Origin of the sequence: Mucilaginibacter sp. PAMC 26640 (assembly GCA_001596135.1) — a bacterium.
Lineage (GTDB): Bacteria > Bacteroidota > Bacteroidia > Sphingobacteriales > Sphingobacteriaceae > Mucilaginibacter.
Genome location: CP014773.1, coordinates 3,702,933 through 3,721,241 on the forward strand (window position 1 = coordinate 3,702,933; position 18,309 = coordinate 3,721,241).

Annotated in this window: 14 protein-coding genes; 9 read left to right on the forward strand and 5 right to left on the reverse strand. The window is 44.9% G+C overall.

Translation table 11 applies throughout. From position 1 onward, the window contains the following. Window positions 1-3: 3 nt before the first annotated feature. A complete protein-coding gene (locus A0256_15975) occupies window positions 4-3,087 on the reverse strand; it encodes an amidohydrolase (GenBank protein ID AMR32808.1) in 3,084 nt (1,027 codons plus the stop codon). A gap of 286 nt (window positions 3,088-3,373) precedes the next feature. Between A0256_15975 and A0256_15980 the strand changes: the two genes are divergently transcribed. Then, window positions 3,374-4,024, forward strand: coding sequence for a hypothetical protein (locus tag A0256_15980; protein AMR32809.1), 651 nt, complete (start codon window positions 3,374-3,376; stop codon window positions 4,022-4,024). Between the two features lie 474 nt (window positions 4,025-4,498). Here the strand turns inward: A0256_15980 and A0256_15985 are convergent, their stop codons facing one another. Beyond that, complete coding sequence (locus A0256_15985) at window positions 4,499-4,684, reverse strand: hypothetical protein (protein ID AMR32810.1); 186 nt, start codon at window positions 4,682-4,684, stop codon at window positions 4,499-4,501. A gap of 186 nt (window positions 4,685-4,870) precedes the next feature. Here A0256_15985 and A0256_15990 point away from each other — a divergent pair, with 186 nt between their 5' ends. Both A0256_15990 and A0256_15995 read left to right on the forward strand, forming a co-directional pair. Next, entirely contained in the window at window positions 4,871-8,209 is a 3,339-nt protein-coding gene (locus A0256_15990; GenBank protein AMR32811.1) for a hypothetical protein, read from the forward strand. Between the two features lie 567 nt (window positions 8,210-8,776). Further along, complete coding sequence (locus A0256_15995; protein AMR32812.1) at window positions 8,777-9,898, forward strand: metallophosphoesterase; 1,122 nt, start codon at window positions 8,777-8,779, stop codon at window positions 9,896-9,898. 6 nt (window positions 9,899-9,904) lie between these two features. On the opposite strand, the gene A0256_16000 is transcribed toward A0256_15995, so the two are convergent. Both A0256_16000 and A0256_16005 read right to left on the reverse strand, forming a co-directional pair. After that, window positions 9,905-10,384 carry an AraC family transcriptional regulator gene (locus tag A0256_16000; protein AMR32813.1) on the reverse strand — a complete coding sequence of 160 codons (480 nt, stop codon included), beginning with the start codon at window positions 10,382-10,384 and terminating at the stop codon, window positions 9,905-9,907. A gap of 272 nt (window positions 10,385-10,656) precedes the next feature. Continuing rightward, complete coding sequence (locus tag A0256_16005; GenBank protein AMR32814.1) at window positions 10,657-11,286, reverse strand: methyltransferase; 630 nt, start codon at window positions 11,284-11,286, stop codon at window positions 10,657-10,659. A 292-nt stretch (window positions 11,287-11,578) separates the two neighbouring features. Between A0256_16005 and A0256_16010 the strand changes: the two genes are divergently transcribed. After that, window positions 11,579-12,040, forward strand: a complete 462-nt coding sequence (locus A0256_16010; GenBank protein ID AMR32815.1) for a GNAT family acetyltransferase — start codon at window positions 11,579-11,581, stop codon at window positions 12,038-12,040. 138 nt (window positions 12,041-12,178) lie between these two features. Continuing rightward, window positions 12,179-13,357: a histidinol-phosphatase gene (locus tag A0256_16015; GenBank protein AMR34583.1), complete on the forward strand. Its 1,179-nt coding sequence runs from the start codon at window positions 12,179-12,181 to the stop codon at window positions 13,355-13,357. On the opposite strand, the gene A0256_16020 is transcribed toward A0256_16015, so the two are convergent. Then, window positions 13,354-14,559, reverse strand: a complete 1,206-nt coding sequence (locus A0256_16020; GenBank protein ID AMR32816.1) for a multidrug transporter — start codon at window positions 14,557-14,559, stop codon at window positions 13,354-13,356. The two genes, A0256_16015 and A0256_16020, sit on opposite strands and share 4 nt — an antisense overlap. A 142-nt stretch (window positions 14,560-14,701) precedes the next feature. Here A0256_16020 and A0256_16025 point away from each other — a divergent pair, with 142 nt between their 5' ends. From A0256_16025 to A0256_16040, 4 genes are all read left to right on the forward strand, one after another. Further along, the gene (locus A0256_16025; GenBank protein AMR32817.1) at window positions 14,702-15,193 is read left to right on the forward strand and encodes a peptide-methionine (S)-S-oxide reductase; all 492 of its coding nucleotides are present in this window, start codon (window positions 14,702-14,704) and stop codon (window positions 15,191-15,193) included. Between the two features lie 331 nt (window positions 15,194-15,524). Then, window positions 15,525-16,412, forward strand: coding sequence for a hypothetical protein (locus tag A0256_16030; protein AMR32818.1), 888 nt, complete (start codon window positions 15,525-15,527; stop codon window positions 16,410-16,412). A gap of 51 nt (window positions 16,413-16,463) precedes the next feature. Further along, window positions 16,464-17,363: a transcriptional regulator gene (locus A0256_16035; GenBank protein ID AMR32819.1), complete on the forward strand. Its 900-nt coding sequence runs from the start codon at window positions 16,464-16,466 to the stop codon at window positions 17,361-17,363. 81 nt (window positions 17,364-17,444) lie between these two features. After that, entirely contained in the window at window positions 17,445-18,287 is an 843-nt protein-coding gene (locus A0256_16040; GenBank protein AMR32820.1) for a short-chain dehydrogenase/reductase, read from the forward strand. The last annotated feature ends 22 nt before the right edge of the window (window positions 18,288-18,309 follow it).

An 18,309-nucleotide genomic window follows, 5' to 3' on the forward strand; every position in this document is an offset into this window, starting at 1 on the left:
GGGTTATTTAATTCTCGCAGCGGATTGTTTGGCTGAACGTTCTTTCTCCATTTCGGTATAGTCGTCCTGCACCACAAAGTTATCTTCTTCCAAAGTTTCGCATTGGTAAGATCGCGGCCTGCGCGGTCCTGATGGCTTTTGTGTAGTTGCACCGGCGTTTTTCAAATCGAGCATTTTTTGAACGATGCGTGCCTCATCTGCCTGTACAGTTTGTTGCTTAGCCGCATCCTGCGAATAATCCCAATACAGTACGCCATCTACATACGTTTTCTCGGCAACTGCATAGATGGATAAAGGATTTGCCGACCATACCACAACGTCGGCATCTTTGCCAACCTTAATACTGCCGATGCGGTTATCTACATGCATCATTTTGGCGGGGTTTAGCGTAACCAGTTTCAGCGCTTCTTCCTGGCTCATGTGCCCGTAAGTAACCGCCTTGCCGGCTTCCTGGTTTAACCGGCGGGCCATCTCGTCGTCATCCGAATTAAACCCGGTAACCAAACCCACCTCGTGCATCAGCTTGCCATTATAAGGGATTGCCTCGGCTACCTCATTTTTGTAAGCCCACCAGTCGCTGAAGGTTGATCCCGCAATGTTATGCGCTTTCATTTTATCGGCTACTTTATAACCCTCTAATATGTGAGTAAAGGTGTTGATCTTAAATCCCAGCGAATCGGCCACGTGCATCAGCATGTTGATCTCTGACTGCACGTAGGAGTGGCAGGTGATAAAGCGTTTGTTATCCAGGATCTCTACCAGCGCATCTAACTCCAGGTCGCGGCGAACCGTATTTCCTTTTACAGCACGGGCGGCTTTATATTCTTTAGCCCGGGTAAAAGCATCTATGTATACTTCTTCCACACCCATCCTTGTTTGCGGAAAGCGGAGTACAGAGCCAGGCGTAATATTATTGTTGCTGCCTTTAACGTTCTCGCCCAGTGCAAATTTGATGAAACCGTCAGCACCGGCAAACTTCAACTCCTCCGGCAGCATACCCCAGCGGTGTTTGATCAGTTGTGTTTGACCGCCGATAGCATTGGCCGAACCATGTAAAATGTGCGATGTGGTAACCCCGCCAGCCAGCTGTCGGTAAATGTTAATGTCTTCCCCATCAATGATATCGGCTATCCGGACTTCCGAAGTTACAGATTGCGTACCCTCGTTGATCCCGTTGGAGATCGCAATGTGTGAATGCTCATCTACAATCCCCGCGGTAACGTTTTTGCCGGTAGCATCTACTACTTTGGCGCTGCCTGCGGTCAGGTTTTTACCAACGGCTTTTATCTTACCGTTCTCCAGCAGTACATCGGTATTTTGCAGAATGCCTTCTTTTTCGTTGGTCCAGACGGTAGCGTTTTTCAGTAATACGGTTTCAGCTTTTGGTAGCTCCGTGTATCCAAACGGCGCAAAGGGATATATAACAGGGCCAATAGCCAGATTTGGTTTAGGCGCATCCTTTTTAGAGGGTGCTATTACCAAAGCAGCTGCGGAATAAGTAGCACTGAATGCAGTTGTATTACCATCAGGTAAAATTGCATTACCGCGAATAGTTAAGGGAGACACGGCTGAAATATGGCCCGCCAGCCGGATGATCCCCGCCGGTTTGGCTTTGTAGTTAAAGTAAATGCTTACGTCATCACCTGTGCGTACGATAGTACCTTTGACTTTTACGCTGTCATTGCCGGCCCTTTCGATGTTTACATCATAACTACCCGGTGTGCCGCCTATCTTTAAAACCGTATTTGCGAAGGCATCGCCGGTGAGTGTGTATGTTCCGCGCAGATCGGCTACATCCATTTTGGATACAGTGTAAGGCCGGCCTTCCACCCAGTTTTCATAGATTACATTTTCGGATTTGAACAAGCTATCAGAAGTGATAATGAAACTGGCCAGTTTACCTTTGGCAAGCGTACCTACCTTATCGCTAACGCCCAGCATTTCTGCCGGGATAGTAGTTAGGGACTGCAGGGCCTGTTTTTCTGTCAACCCGTAACTAATGGCGCTGCGCAGGTTGGTCCAGAAATCCTTGGCGCTTGTTAAACCATAAGAGGTGATCGCAAATTTAACCCCTGCTTTTTCCAGCGCCGCAGGATTAGTTGGTGCCAGTTCCCAGCCTTTCAGTTGTTCGTAGCTCACGTTACGGGCATCCAGCGGATCTTCGATCTCGTAGGGTGCCGGGAAGTTCAACGGGATGATCAACGCGCTGCCCGTTGCTTTAACTGCGGCAATACGCTGATACTCCAACCCATCTGTCTTTAAAATAAATTGTTTGCCAAACTCTTTGGCAATTTTTACGGCACGCAAGATAGATTGCGGATCATTCACCTCGAAGATCTGCGGCAGGTTTTGCGTTTTATTAAATTCATCCAGCGAAATATTGTACTCGTTTTTTTGGGTTTTGTAACAGGCCGCATCCAAATAAGTTTGGCGCAACAGGGCTATACTGCCCATTAACGAAGAAGGGTAGTTGGTTGCTGCGGTACCTTTGCTGAAGGAATAATGGGCCGCTGCCTGGTCGTTCAGCATGACGAAGTTGTCTCGCTCATCACCAAGGCTCACCACTGCAGAAGTGCCTCGGGCAATACCATCGTGAATTAAAGACTGCACGGTGCTGAAGCCATTCTTTTTAAGCACTTCCGCTGCATCGGTATTTACATGAAACACGGTTTTTGCGCTCATTTCCGGCTTAATGGCCTCGTTCCAGCCATAAGCACCGGGTTTGTTGGATACATATACCCTTGCGCCACCAAAACCGCCGGCGCCAAAGGCTTGTCGCGGGGCTTCGGGCATGCCATAGGTGGTATAAGCATCTATCAAACCGGGGTAAATGAATTTTCCTTTAAGGTCAACGGTAATGTAGCCTTTGGGGATAGTGACCTGCGCGCCTACGGCTTCAATAGTGCGGTCGTTCACCAGCAGCGTACCCTTGGCAATGCTTAAGTCGGCACTGGTAACAATGGTAGCGTTAATAAAAGCGTATTTCCCGGGGCGGATATCCCAGCTGCCATTAACAGGAAATGTTTCCTGTGCCCGGCAAAATTGAAATATCATCAGGAAAAAACAAAAAAGTAATGGTTTTTTCATCGTGAGTGTTAGTTTGTTACTAAATTATTAATTTTTTGTCTTAAATAGCCTTAAAGAGCAATAAAAAAGATCGTGGTTGCCTATTCAGGTAGTTTTTAGAAACTAAGAATGAAGTATTTTACTAATAGCTTAAATTTTGTCTGAGATGTGGTAAAATTTAGTCAGCACGATCAGCAACAATTGATTTTTGTCCTTAATTTTTTACTATTGGGTTAAATTAAGTTTTTCAGATAATTATGGCTAATTATTTACGTGCATCTTTCTGATAATGATCTATTTTTGAGCTATGCGAATCCTCATTTTAGGTGCTACTGGCCGTACGGGTAAATTACTCTTGCAGCAGGCTTTAGCCAGCGGTTATCATATTAATGTTTTACTGCGCGATAAAAGCAAAGTGGCTTTACATGCTGCCTTAACAATTTTTGAGGGGACACCCGCAGACAAAAACATTTTGGCCAACGCCATGAATGGTTGCGAAGCGGTTTTAAGCGCACTTAATATCTCCCGCACTTCAGATTTTCCATGGTCGCCCTTGCGTACACCAAAAACACTGCTCTCCGAAACCGCGGCGCATTTGATTGATCTGGCACCCAATTATGGCATTTCCCGGGTTATCGTAATTTCTGCCTGGGGCGCTGGCAGCAGCCGGCAGGAGATACCCTGGTGGTTTAAATGGTTGATAGATAATAGTAACATCGGTATCGCTTACCGGGACCATGAAAAACAGGAAGAACTTTTCGAGGCATCCGCATTGAACTACACAATTGCGCGCCCTGTTGGACTGGTTAATTCACTTAAAAGCAAACCGGTGAGGGTAAGTTTAAATAATATTCCCAAACCACACTTAACCATCAGCCGCCTTGATGTAGCTAAGTTTATGCTCCAGATTTTAGAGGGCGGGCAATATATTAGGCGAATGCCGGTGTTATCCTTTTGACGGCAACACTATTTTTTTATACGCACTAAATTAACTTCAAATAAAGCATAAATCCCGCGTGGCATTTTTTTCAAGGCCCTAATGGTCTTTTCTAAAGTAAAGTTTATTTTAAAGCGATTTAGTCCGAAAAGCGGTTTTTCCTGCAGAGTGTTAATTAATCACTTAAATTGGTTCTCTGATGATTATTTAAATAGTATTTTAATAATAAATAATATTTAAATAGCTATATTTGGCTTATAATAACTGTATGTAGCTGAATATTAGGGTTAAAATCAGTTATGTAAAAACTAACCTTATCATATCAGTGGGCGCATTTTGAAAAAAAATATGTGCATTTAATGGTAAGTATTTAGCAATGCCATAGAATGTAATATTTATTTATATGATTAACGCCTTAACCTTATACGCAATTTCATTCCCTCAACTTTGTTATCGAAAAGCCAAATGCATTGTACTGGTGCTTGCAATAGCATTTTACGCCATATCTGCATCTGGTGCTAAACCGACATCCTCTGCAAACAGCATGCATGCAACCGCATTTGCGTTAACCATCACATCTTTTATGCCTTCGTCAGGGGCACCAGGTACTTTAGTTACTGTAAGTGGCAGCGGGTTTACGTCTTCATCAACACTTATTATAGGTGGTAAGCCTGCTATCATTACATCGTATACGGCTACTCAAATAGTGGGGATGGTAATGCCGGGGGCAATTACTGGCAAAACGGTAGTTGACGGTGTAAGTTCTGCCACTGATTTTACCGTAACCACATACCTTATCCCATTTTTCAGCAAGGCGCAAAGCTTATCGATAGCGCTAAACGTTCATCATCATATGGTAATCAAGTTGTGGCTCAGCAGGGCTCATCGGTTACGCTGAGTGCTGACGGCAATACCGCCATAGTTTCGGGTTTGCAAAACTATTATAATGTATACCTATTGTACACGCGCACAAACGGTAGGTGGAATGTTACCCATGTTTTTAGTGCTGGTATTGGGAGTATTGCGAGTCAAAACGACGTATCCTTAAGTGCCGACGGAAACACGGTATTAATAGGTAAGGAAGTAGGTGTGTCGGGACCGGTAGCGTTATATAAACGCAACAATAATATTTGGACCGATGGAAAAACCTTAAATGATTCGGTGGGCAGTACGGTTGCCCTTTCGGCAGATGGTAAAACAGCCATATTGGGCAGGCAATCGCGCGGTGGTAATTATGGCGGCGGGGGGTATACACCACGTGGCTTAACTATTATGAAATTTATCAATAATACCTGGCAGGCACAAGCAGTGCCCGATGTGCCTGCTGATTCGGCGAGGTATGCGGTCTATCAAAGGCCTCAAATTGACGAGTATGGAAACGATATCCCTCAGGAACCACAATATTATAATGCCTACACCGGTAAACCGGGAAACCTGGTAGCAATAAGTGCCGATGGTAAAACAGCCGCATCTGTATCGTTTGGCCTTTACGGACGATATAATTATGTTTTTCAAATTCCTTACACTGTTATCTATGTTCTTAAACCTACAGGCTGGGCTGTAGAAACTAAAATATTGCAAGACGTTAGATACATCAAACTAAGTGCGGATGGTAACACTTTTATTGCTGGTGGTGCCGTTTACCAGCGCACCGCCGGTATGTGGACAAAACAAGAGGGCGTACACGGAACTGCTCTGAGTGCAGACGGTAATACCGTGCTGGCTGCAGGCGAACATCTAATAGCCTTTACCCGCAACGGCAGCACCTGGACCCAAAGGGAGGTGCCGGCGGAGACTCCTCCCGCTGATGTTGATCAGTATTCAAACACTTCATGCGCCTTGAGCGCGGACGGGTCAACCGCATTCTTCGGCGTCCCCGGCGATAAAACAGTTCCCATATATGCGGCTAACGGCGATTTCGATAATTATGCCGGTTCGGTAACAGCATTTGGTACTACGCTATATAACCCCCTTGATCACGCTACCACCATAACTTTTTCCAATACAACAGATACGAGCACCACGCTAAGCTGGCCGCGCGGAGACGGAACCACCAAACGCGCAGTATTTTTAAAGATGGGTACGGATGGCTTACCTGCAGTGATTAACGGTACGGCGTATGTCGCTGATAGCCTGTTTATGTCAACCGGTATTTCTAAACCAACCGGAAGCGTTGCGGCTAAAGGCTGGTATTGCGTTTACAATGGTACAGGCGGTTATGTAAATATTAAAGGACTAAAAACCGGCACCACCTACACGGCATCGATAGTGGAATATACGGGCAATACCGGATCCGAAACCTACCAGGTAACAGGAGTTACGACCAGGGTAACTACGTCCATTGTTGCTCCCAATTATTATACTCAAATAAGCACAGCTCCTGGTAAAATCCCTGCCACAACGCGGGATATTGTCTCTTATAGTGCATTTGGACCGGTACCGGTGGGGGTGGCCATATTTGTGAAAGAAATAATTAAAAAGGATGGCGTATACCCATCTGATTACAACGAAATACCATTGCCGGGAACAACAGCCTACATGGCGAATTTTAAATTTGGTGCCGGCGATCAAATCCATAACAGTGGCTGGTTCTGCGTATACAACGGTGCATATTCCACCGACAGGCTAATTATAACCGGACTGCAACCAGGTGCATATTACCGTATAGCGGGTGTTAATTATAACGGAAGCAAAACAGAGCCGGTTTATACCGAACCGGGCTATATGATGTATTCTGGTGAAACTTTTAAAACAGCATACCTTGATCCACCAAGCGGTTACGCCACAGCATTGGCTTTTACCAACACAACAGCAACCAGCACTACCCTAAGCTGGACAAAAGGCAACGGGGGGCTTCGTGCTGTGTTCATTGGTGTAAAAGGAAATGCATTACCTGTTCCGGCAGATTTTACCACTTACAAAGCCAACGCTGCAATCGGTTCGGGTACCCAACTGGGTACATCCGGCTGGTATTGTGTGTATAACGGTGCCGGTTCAACGGTAAATATTTCTAATTTACTAGCTGGTACCACTTACCGTGCAGAGGTTATTGAGTATAACGGTGACCCTGGCAGCGAACGCTATCTTATTTCAAGGTTTGCCCCCCTGGATGTGACAACGCCTAAAGTTTCGCCAACGGTGCAGGCATCGGGTGTAACTTTTGCGGGCACTACCGGCACAAGTACAACGGTAAGCTGGACGAATGGTAACGGTGCAGGCCGGGCTGTTTTCGTGAGTAACAGTGCAATAGGTGCTCCATTACCAGCAGAAATTTATTATGCAGGCGGCCCCAAATTTAATAACGGTACTCAAATAGGTAATAGTGGCTGGTATTGTATTTATAACGGAACGGGAACTACAGCCAATATAAGCCAGTTAATCAACGGGCAAACTTACCGGGTGGCGGTTGTTGAATACAATGGCACGCTAGCTGCGCCAAAATATCTTACGGCAGCCATTACTCCCGCCAATTTTACCACACCAATAGAGGCCCCAACGGGTTATGCAGTATCACTCACATTTACTAATACGGCAGCCACAAGTACTACTTTAAGCTGGCTCAGTAGCAACGGCGCAGCGCGTGCAGTATTTATGAGATTGGGCACCAGCGGGGTACTGCCTGCTATTAACGGAATGACCTACCAGCCGGGCGCGTTTGGCGCAGGCACACAGGTAGGTAACAGCGGCTGGTACTGCATATACAATGGTACGGGTAATACGGTAAACATTACAGGTTTGTCGGCAAAGACAAACTATCGCGCTGTTGTGATAGAATACAACGGTTCGGGGGCAAATTCAGTATATAACATTTCCCGGTATAACGGAGCGAATGTAGCTACAACAGCGATGCCTGTTGTACTCTCTGCGAATTTGAAGCCTGTTATGGCAGCGCAGGATGTATTGGCGAATGAGCCTGCCCCCGCTGAGGTGAATATTCACCAGGGGATGTCACCAAATGCTGATGGTATAAATGATGTATTTACCATAGATAATATAACTGCTTACCCGGATAATACGGTAAAGATCATGAATACCAATGGAGACGTTATTTACAGTGCAACAGGTTACGACAATAGCAGCAAAGTATTTGATGGCCATGCGGCCAATGGAACAATGCAGAAAGCTGGTACATATTTTTATGCGCTAGCCTATAAAAAGGGCGCCGAAGTGATCCGCAAAACGGGCTACCTGGTCATTAAAATTTAAAGGCGATCTGTCTTTAGAAACTTACGATCCATATCAATAAGAAGGCCGCGAAATTCTCTTCGTGGCCTTTTGGCATTACCTGTATTCTGTTGGTTTGCAAATTATGCATTTACGGATTGCTTATATTTATAGTCACAGGATTTGTTTCAAAATGTATTTAAATCTTTAGATACGTCTTACACCTGCAGCTTAACATTAGTTGCCAATCGTTATGCCGGCTCTTTCATACCGGTTCAGCGTCCCCGGTTTTCCGCTTGCATTAAGTCTATACGGGAATAGAAATCAAAACGGGATGCGGGATAATTGTGTTTTAATTACTTGCGGGGCCAAAAAGAGGGCATCCAAAGCAATAAATAGTAAGTATGATTTTTAACAAATGATCTTGAAAGATAAAAAAATCTTAACCATTTTGATTCGGAGTAAGCGCATCAAAATGAGCCTTTTGTTGCCAAACTGTTAACGACTAAATTAATACTTTGCTGACTTGAACTCTAACACACTATTACGAGTTAACGCTTACTTAATATGTTATATGTATTTTTGAGTTTAATTTAAAAACTGGCACCATTGAGCGATACCAAACATACAGGCCCCGTATTTAAACTGCACCAACCGGATGACAGCGCTAAGTTTCAGCCCATGCCTGCTGCTACAGGCGAATATCCATACCACCTTAAGCTTTCAGCTGTAAAGGCTGCTACACAGCAAAATAAGATGGTGTTTCAGATGCTGGGTGATAGCGGCAGCGTTCGCGATCTTTCTTTTTTGCATAAAGTTGCAGCCGAAATGACGGAGCAGTTTACCCAAACCCAAAATTTAGCCGACCGGCCACAGTTTTTATATCACCTTGGCGATATTGTATATAACCATGGCGAGGCGAGCGAATACCACAGCCAGTTTTTTGAACCCTTTAGCCAATATCCTGCACCTATATTTGCGATTGCAGGTAACCATGATGCTGATGTGAACCCGGATAGCACCGCACCATACAAAAGCCTGGATGCATTCAACACGGTTTTTTGCGATAGTGCCCCCCGTATGGTAGCGTTCAGCAAAAATGCCGCCCGTAAAAGCATGATACAGCCTAATGTTTACTGGGTATTGGAAACGCCACTGGCAACTATCATAGGGCTTTATAGCAATGTGCCCAAATTTGGCATTGTAACTAACGAACAACATTTATGGTTTGTTGACCAACTAAAGTTGGCCGATGCGCAGCGCCCGGGAAAGGCCATAATAGTATGCATGCACCATGCTCCTTATTCGGCAGATATTAACCATGGCAGCAGTATCCCTATGATAACTTTTTTACAGGAAGCATTCACGGAAAGTGGGGTAACACCAGATATCGTTTTAAGCGGTCATGTGCATAATTATCAGCGTTTTAGCAAGGTGTATGCAAATGGCGGGGAGGTTACTTTTGTAGTAGCCGGAGCCGGCGGATATGACGAACTCCATTCGATCGCACGTATTGATGACGACATGTTTACAGGAGATAATCAATTATTTGATGAAGTGAAGCTGCAGGGTTATTGTGATGACCGACATGGTTTCCTTACACTATCGCTCGAAAAAACAAGTGAATCTTTTACATTGAAGGGCGAGTTTTTTGCTTTGCATTATGCGGGTACAGCGAAGCAGGAATTGAATAGCAGTATGGCGGACAGCTTTACTATTGGGTTAAAATAACCTATACTATTTCAACTTAATTGGGATCCAGATCTCTTCTTCAGAATCGGTAGAATTTGGCAGGTATTTATTGCCCATGATCGCAAAATGCGGTCTTTGATCTATACCATAACCAGATTTTGGCAGCCAGCCTTCGAAAATAGCACGGTAAGTTTCAGGTCCGTTAATCGCGAGTCCGAAGTGTATGAAAACTGCGTATAGACCCACTGGTAAAGTCATTGCCTCCATTTGGGGCGGGATGTTAATGAGGTCCATCACTTCAACCGCTGCCCATTTTTTAAATTCTTTTACAGGGTCGAAAACATCAAAATACGCCGGCGGGTAAACTTCTATTGAAAATAGTTCTGAACCTAAGCAATTTGGTATTTGTTTTTTCGCAGGCATAAAGCTTTGCCATAGTGTAAAGGTTTTATTATCTATATAACTGGTACTGAAACTTTTGCCAATAACGTACTTTTCTGTAAGATGGGTTATTCGTGGCTGCATGAATTGTTAGGGATATCTCTGCAAGATGATTCGTCTAAGGCTCGATAAATACGATCTAATTAAGCAAATATAATAGAGCGGGATATATAGTTTGGGGTTGAACAGTGGCATAGGAGGGACTCGAACCCTAAACAGACTACCTTACCAGCTCCCAGCCTGTTTAAACACGCTGCGAATGTAAAAAGGCCTTTTTTGTGTTTTATTTTACCTAATCATATACTGTCTATTTGACAATTTCTAAGCATTACAACGATGCCGGATGTTTACAATTGCTAAACGTTTAATTTAGCTTTCATCACCATTGATTTCCACATGTAGGGCATGCGGCCGCAACCTGCGAAATTAGTTACTGTAAAGCCGCTTTGGGTGAGTAACTTGCTTAACGAGGCTTTTGACCAGAATTTTATATGCCCGCCAACCGCCACAGCATTTGTATGTTTATCCCACTTATCAAAAATACTTAAAACCAGGTTTTTTAAGTAGCCATGATAAGGCGTGGTTAAAATGATATCGCCGCCACCATTTTTAGTAAGCACTTCTTTGCAAAGAGCCATAAAAATAAAGGGGTTGTAGATATGTTCTATTACCTCAGTGGAAACGATTGTATCAAAGGGCTGAGCGCGAATCTCCGCAGGCAGCTGATTGTCATCCAGATCCTGGATAAAAAACCGGCCGGGGTTTACCTGGTTAGCAATGCCGATACCAGTTTGTGACGCGTCGATACCATAAGCATTGTAACCTTGCGAGATTAGGAAGTTAACCAGGTAGCCATTTCCGCAACCAAGATCAAGGATGCAACGATTTTTATCTTTTTGAAGCAACGAGAGCATAGTCGCCTGTACGTATTGCCAGAAAGGGCGTGCGTGTTCGCTAAAAAAACTATGTTCTTGGTATTCGCCCATAAATTATACAAATTAGGTAGCAAGATAATACATTTTTAAGTAGGCTTATAAAAGTGATCATTTAAAAGTTTAAATAGGCTGGAATAAATGAGGGCGTGGATTTACCCAGGGTTTGCTAATGAGCTAGTTTTGACTAATACGGGGCAGAGAACTTGTGTTTGCAATTTGAAGCTGTAGGGGAATCAAAATTTTTCGAATTCGAATTGATATTTGAAGTTCGAAACAAAAAATCCGGGTCATTCCTGTCCAAAAGTTACCTTCAACTGAACCCAATAATATTTAACTTCGCCACATGGACAACCCCGGCACATTTATTCTCAAAACTTTTGAAGACTTAAGCGTACATGAACTTTATCAGGTTCTGCGGCTGAGGAGTGAGATCTTTGTGATAGAGCAGCAATGTATTTATTTGGATGCCGATAACAAGGATCAAAAATGCCACCATTTGCTATTTTTCGATGACGGCAGATTGGCTGCTTACACCAGGTTGGTGCCTGCCGGCGTATCATTTGTTGAAATCTCCATTGGCCGGGTAGTGGTTGGCGCTGATTTTCGCGGCAAAGGGCTGGCCCGCAAACTGATGGAGGAATCTATTAAACAGGCTTACCGGGTGTTTGGAACCCAACCCATCCGGATCGGAGCGCAGTTCTATTTAAAAGAATTTTATGCTTCGCTTGGGTTTGAACAGCAAACAGAAGTTTACCTGGAAGATGATATTGAGCATATTGATATGCTGTTGCCTGTAACAGCTTAGATACAGTACAATTTGATATTGCCCTCGTAACCTTACCTTAACAACGCCAAAATAGCTTTGCCAACTATGGAAAACTATTTATCCAATCAAATTAGAATTAGTAATCATATTGCTTTGCGGACCGGCACCTTTTGCGCTTTGGTATTGCTGAATATCGTGGGATGTTTTAATGCGGTGGCTCAGCAGAAATCTGCGCACGTAAATCCCTGGACGGCAAAACCAATTAAAGCTATCCCGCCGGTACCCGACCTTGCGAAGGGGGTCTGGCTGAAAGGTGAATTACATATGCACTCACGCCATAGTACCGAATCTTCAAATAATTCTATTAAAAAGATCCTTGATTTTTCGCAGTCGGTAGGGATGGACTATATCTGCATAACCGATCATGATAACCACGTACAAGGCGACGTAGCACACAATACCTGGACCGATCCTGAATTTAAGTCAGATTCGGTGCTATTGCTTTACGGTGCGGAATGGACAACTACCCGCGGCCATGGCAATGTGTTTTCTGCGAAACCATATGATCATCAGCAATTGTACGATGTGCGCGATCAGCGTGATTTGGAAATTGGAAAAGTGAAAAAAGCGCTGGGCATACACTTATCGGCCAATCATCCAAGCGGTAAAGATAATTTTGGCTATTCTTATGACCTGGTGAACTCCATAGAAGTTTGGAACTCCGCTATATGGAGTAAAAACGCCAACGCTATTATGATCTGGGATGATATGTTGTCCTCGGGTCGAAAGGTAACCGGCAGGGGCGGCAGCGATGCTCATCACGGTACACCAGATTCGCCGGACAAGGCAACCTCCAATACCTACCAGCGTAATGCTAACTATGTAGGTACACCAACCACCTGGGTATTTGCTGCGGCGCGCAAATCGCAGGCAGTGGTTGATGCTTTAAGTAATGGCAGGGTATCGGTAAGTGCCAATCCGTTTGGACCAAGGATAGAATTTTACGCTGATATTAACCAAGACGGTAACATGGATATGATGATGGGCGATAATACTTTATCAACAGGTAAGCCTGTAAACTTCCGCATCCAGCTAGGCGGCACCACGATACCGGATGGCGTTTACACGGTTAAGGTGATTAAAAATGGCGGTCCTTTTAAAACGCTGACTGCAAAAGGAAAAATACCTGCTGCTGAATTTGAAGATACACCTGAAGCAACTGGCCGCACTTATTACCGCGTGGTAGTAGAGGGGCCGCAAACCGCTTATCCGCAAGTCCCGGGGTCTATGGCATTAAGCGGAAATATGGTAGGGTTATCAAATCCAATCTATTTTAATTTCGATCCGAACTTTTAGGCAGCTTGAGTTTTACTGCGGTCACGGTAGTACAGCGCAAATATAACCGACATAACCACCGCAGATAAAACAATGAGGATAAAGTAACTATGGCTTAAATGCGCTTCATCTTTAGGTGGCAAAATATTGACGATGCCATAACTGAAGAACGATACCAGGATATAAACCACACCGCCGGTCATCCCACCGGAGATGGCCGCATATTGTGGAAACCTGCTGAGGCAATAAGTGAAATAATTGTTATAAGTAAACCCTGCGCCAACATGGATAAGAAATGCGAATATGAGCAAAGAAGCCAGGCTTTGCTGGAATATTAAACTTGCTATCATTACTACTACGAAGAGGAGCTGCAGGCCAATGTTGACCAGCATTTTACCGTAAAATGGCTTTTTGATGAGAGCCCTGCCAATGAACCCGCCAATCATCCACGCAAAGCCAAGCAATAGGGAGCAGTAGCCGGCAATAACAGGAGTCAGCATCAGCTGATGCTCGATAATGAATGGCCCGGTCATGTTATAGATCATCACCATGGCATATGCGAAGCTCAGCATAAGTATGCCTAGTGTAAAGCCCGTAGTTCGGATCATCGTCATGTAAATGCCGCCAATATTCTTTAGATTAAATGTCACTGGATTTTTTAACGTTTCACCGCTGTAAAAGTACTCCAGAACAGCAATTACGAAAGCCAGCAGCGCCAGGAAGTAAAAATTGGACTGCCAGCCGAAAAGATGTTCGAGGTATCCGCCAATGAACGGCGCAACAATAGGCCCGGCCGACCAGATGATGGTAAACATACTGAGGTAATGTTTAAGCCGGTCGCCTTCGTAAACATCTAAAAAATAGGCGCGTTTGGCTACAACGATCATTGCAACGGTGATGCCCTGGAGTATGCGCATTAAGCAGATGAGATAAATATCATGGCTAAGCGCAACGGCGAGGCATGAAAAACCGAAAACAACCAGGGAAATCAGGCTGAATTTATACCGTCCGTAACTATCCAGCACACTGCCAATAAAAAGCTGCGATACACCATAACTGATAAGGAACAGGGTCAGCGTTAACTGCACTTGTACATTACTGATATGCAGGGCGGAGCCCATAGCAGGCAGGCTAGGAATATAAATATCGGTAGCGAAACCTGATAAAGGTAGAAGAGAAAAAGCGAGTACGGTAGATACCCGTTGCTGTTGTGCTGGTGTCATAGTATTAGCCGCAAAAGTAAACTACCCCCCGTCAACTTTATTGGCACGCAGGATTAATGACAGCTGCCTGACGGTTTGCACCTGCCACAAGTATCAATTGGCTGGTTTTTTGTTCCTACCTTTAACATATAAATTATAAAATATGAGTACAGAAAAAGCCATTTTGGCCGGCGGATGTTTTTGGGGAGTGGAAGAACTTTTCAGAACCTATCCGGGTGTTATATCAACCGTTGTTGGCTATACAGGCGGCGACGTTAAAAATGCGACGTACAGAAATCACGGCTCCCATGCTGAAGGGATTGAGATCGTTTTTGATCCTGAAAAATTGTCATATCGCCAATTGTTGCAGTATTTTTTCATGATCCATAACCCAACAACCCGCAACAGGCAGGGTAATGACGTTGGAACATCGTACCGCTCAGCTATCTTTTTTGAGAATGACGAACAGCGAGAAACTGCTGAGGCACTGATAGCCGAAATGGATGCTTCTGGTATCTGGCCCGGCAAAATAGTAACCGAGGTGGTACCCGCTGGCGATTTTTGGAATGCGGAAGAAGATCATCAGGATTATCTTCAGAAAAACCCATATGGGTACACATGCCATTTTGAAAGGCCGGAGTGGCATTTGGGCTAATTACAACGTCGCAAACAGAATATGCTGTAAAGCGTCTGCGAATTGTGCAGTAATATTGTTGGTTTAATGCTAGGATTTGGCATGGGAATTTCAACTGAAGATGCCGTGAAGCTTATAAATAGCTCCGCGGCATTTTTAATATCAGGTTATTACAGTAGGTGATTTGTTCAGCACAATGTTCAACATGCCCTGTTAGGCGACCAGAAATTAATAGCGATGTAGGGTGTGCTGCGGCGGAACGGAAAATGTAATAACTTCTTTACTTATCCGCTTGCAATAAACATCCAGCCTTACAGTTTAAGCGGTATCGATAACTCATCACAACGCAACAATGAAAGCCCCCCTTTTTTATTTCGTGCTGGCAGCACTTGCTTCGCCGCTATCCGTTTTTTCACAGTCAAAAAGCTCACAAACAACCTTGCAGCCGCCACCAGCTAATTTAGTTATCGATGGCGATTTGAAGGAATGGGGTGATAGCCTGCGCTATTTTAACCAGGAGAAGAAGGTTAATTACACGATAGCCAACGATAAAGAATATCTCTACCTGGTGTTGCGCATTAACGACTATAGCGAACAACAGCGTGCTTTGATGGCGGGAATTACTTTTTCGATTGATCCGAAAGGGAAGAAGAAGGAAACTTACAGCGTAACTTTCCCATATACCGATCCGGGTGCCGCACCGGAAATGCGATCCGAGCCCCAGCCAGGCGGAGGAGCGCAACCCAATAGCGATGATGACCGGGAACAGCGCATGCAGGCCCATCTAACCAAACTGAAACAGATTAAAGCGACGGGCTTTCCCGATGTACTGAATGATATTATCACCACATCCAATACGTATGGCATAAAAACGGCCATGAATTTCGATGCAGCCGGCTACCTGACTTACGAAGCACAGGTACCCATCAGCATGTTGCACGCGGACAATGCGGGCAAAAACGAATGGGCTTTCAATATCAAAATCAACGGTATCATACACAAAACGCCGGATGGGAATGGCGGTAGGAGCAAAGAAGGCGGTGACTTTGGGGGAGGCGGAATGGGTGGAGGCCGCGGTGGTATTGGCGGTGGTGGTGGCCGCGGCGGAGGTAAGGGTGGCGGCGGCGGCCGCAGAGGGGGCGGCATGCGTGGCGGTGGCCAGGGTGCAAATACTGGAGATAGGAGTGAATTAGCTAAGTCGGTTGATTTTTGGGGTAAGTATTATCTGGGAGGCAAGTAGGTGTTGAGCGATAAAGCTATGCGATTTGTTTGAATTATGTAACTTTGTGTTATGGCAACAGAATCGCTGGAAGACTTTTACAAACAGAAAATGAATTACCTGCCGGATAACCTGAGCCAGGATATCGGGCATTTTAATGTGTTTCGTATTGAGGATTGTTACCAGCCCGGTGCCAAACCCGTAAAATACAGCCGCCGGGATTTTTACAAAGTGAGCCTTTCCCGAGGTACAAATATTATTCACTATGCCGATAAAAGTTTGGAAGTAAGTGGGTCAACGCTGATCTTCTTCAACCCGAGTGTGCCTTACACCATCGAGCACCTGGATGAAAATCACAGTGGTTTTTTTTGTATCTATCGCGAATCATTCTTTGCAGAAATGCTGCGCGGTAATATGCACGATCTGCCGATGTTTAACTTGGGAGGTATGCCTGCTTACACGCTAAATGCGGAGCAGGATGCTTATGCTTCACAGGTGTATGAAAAAATGCTGAGCGAGATCAATTCCGAATACCGTTTTAAATATGATCTCATCCGCAATTACGTTACCGAACTTATCCATTACGCACTTAAGGTGCAGCCATCAGAAACTCTTTATAAACACCCTGATGCCAATTCGCGCATTACCGCCATATTTACAGAACTGCTTGAACGGCAATTCCCGATAGAAACCCCTGCGCAACGTTTCAGCCTGCGATCTGCAAAAGATTTTGCTGAGCAACTCTCAGTACATGTAAACCATCTTAATCGTGCCATCCGGCAAACTACCGGCAAAACCACTACCGATCATATTATGGAACGCCTGGCTACAGAGGCCCGGGCTCTTCTCCGCCACACCAACTGGAACATTGCTGAAATAAGCTACAGTCTTGGCTTTGAAGAACCCGCACATTTCAATAACTTTTTCAAAAAACAAACCAATACGACGCCATCCGCTTTCAGGGTTGTTTGAATTTTGCAATAATTGGTTTGAATGCTGCAAACGGTAGCGGCTGCCTGTCCGTACTTTTGATCTATCAACAAAATCAAATTTATGAACAACAGCAAGACATGGTTTATCACAGGTGCCTCCAAAGGTTTTGGCTTAAGCCTGGTTAAACAGCTATTACAAGCCGGGCACAACGTGGCAGCCACGTCCCGCAATTTGAATGAGCTTATAGAAGCGGTGGGCCGCCCAATCTCTGGAAACTTTTTACCGCTGCAGGTTGAACTTGGCAATGAAGACAGCGTAGGTTGTGCCATCCATCAAACAAAAGCCGCTTTTAAGCAAATTGATGTGGTGATCAACAATGCAGGCTATGGCATTGGCGGTAGCATTGAAGAATTAACCGACCGAGAAACTCGCGACAGCTTTGAAGTGAACGTTTTTGGCACACTAAACGTTATCCGCATGGTGATGCCTTATCTGCGCCAGCAACAGTCGGGGCATATCATCAACATTTCGTCCATTGCGGGTATCACCGGGAACGCCGGCTGGGCAGTCTACGCCGCTACCAAGTTTTCGGTTATTGGCCTCTCGGAGGTACTGGCACAGGACGTGGCCGAATTTGGTGTAAAAGTAACGGTAGTAGCACCGGGTGCATTCCGTACCAGTTTCCTTAAACCAGATTCCCTCGCAATAGCCAGGCACCAGATACAGGACTATAGCCTTGTCCGCAATATCCACAACAAGTATCTGCAAATGGATGGCAAGCAAACCGGGGACCCGGAAAAGGCAGCAGCGGCCATTATTGAGGTAGCACAATCGGCACACCCGCCGCTCTACCTATTATTGGGAGAAGACGCCTTCGACCGCGCGATGGGTAAACTCGATAAACTGGAAAAAGAATTCATGCTCAACGAGGAGTTATCAAAATCTATGGCCTATCATGGCTAATCAATTAATTACCTTACAAACA

What these genes read in the sequence shown, in the direction of transcription:
- A0256_16030 (AMR32818.1), top strand. Translation starts at nt 15,525, where the DNA reads ATGAAAGCCCCCCTTTTTTATTTCGTGCTGGCAGCACTTGCTTCGCCG.
- A0256_16020 (AMR32816.1), bottom strand. Translation starts at nt 14,559, where the DNA reads ATGACACCAGCACAACAGCAACGGGTATCTACCGTACTCGCTTTTTCT.
- A0256_15975 (AMR32808.1), bottom strand. Translation starts at nt 3,087, where the DNA reads ATGAAAAAACCATTACTTTTTTGTTTTTTCCTGATGATATTTCAATTT.
- A0256_15980 (AMR32809.1), top strand. Translation starts at nt 3,374, where the DNA reads ATGCGAATCCTCATTTTAGGTGCTACTGGCCGTACGGGTAAATTACTC.
- A0256_15985 (AMR32810.1), bottom strand. Translation starts at nt 4,684, where the DNA reads ATGATAGCAGGCTTACCACCTATAATAAGTGTTGATGAAGACGTAAAC.
- A0256_16035 (AMR32819.1), top strand. Translation starts at nt 16,464, where the DNA reads ATGGCAACAGAATCGCTGGAAGACTTTTACAAACAGAAAATGAATTAC.
- A0256_16005 (AMR32814.1), bottom strand. Translation starts at nt 11,286, where the DNA reads ATGGGCGAATACCAAGAACATAGTTTTTTTAGCGAACACGCACGCCCT.
- A0256_16010 (AMR32815.1), top strand. Translation starts at nt 11,579, where the DNA reads ATGGACAACCCCGGCACATTTATTCTCAAAACTTTTGAAGACTTAAGC.
- A0256_16000 (AMR32813.1), bottom strand. Translation starts at nt 10,384, where the DNA reads ATGCAGCCACGAATAACCCATCTTACAGAAAAGTACGTTATTGGCAAA.
- A0256_16025 (AMR32817.1), top strand. Translation starts at nt 14,702, where the DNA reads ATGAGTACAGAAAAAGCCATTTTGGCCGGCGGATGTTTTTGGGGAGTG.
- A0256_16040 (AMR32820.1), top strand. Translation starts at nt 17,445, where the DNA reads ATGAACAACAGCAAGACATGGTTTATCACAGGTGCCTCCAAAGGTTTT.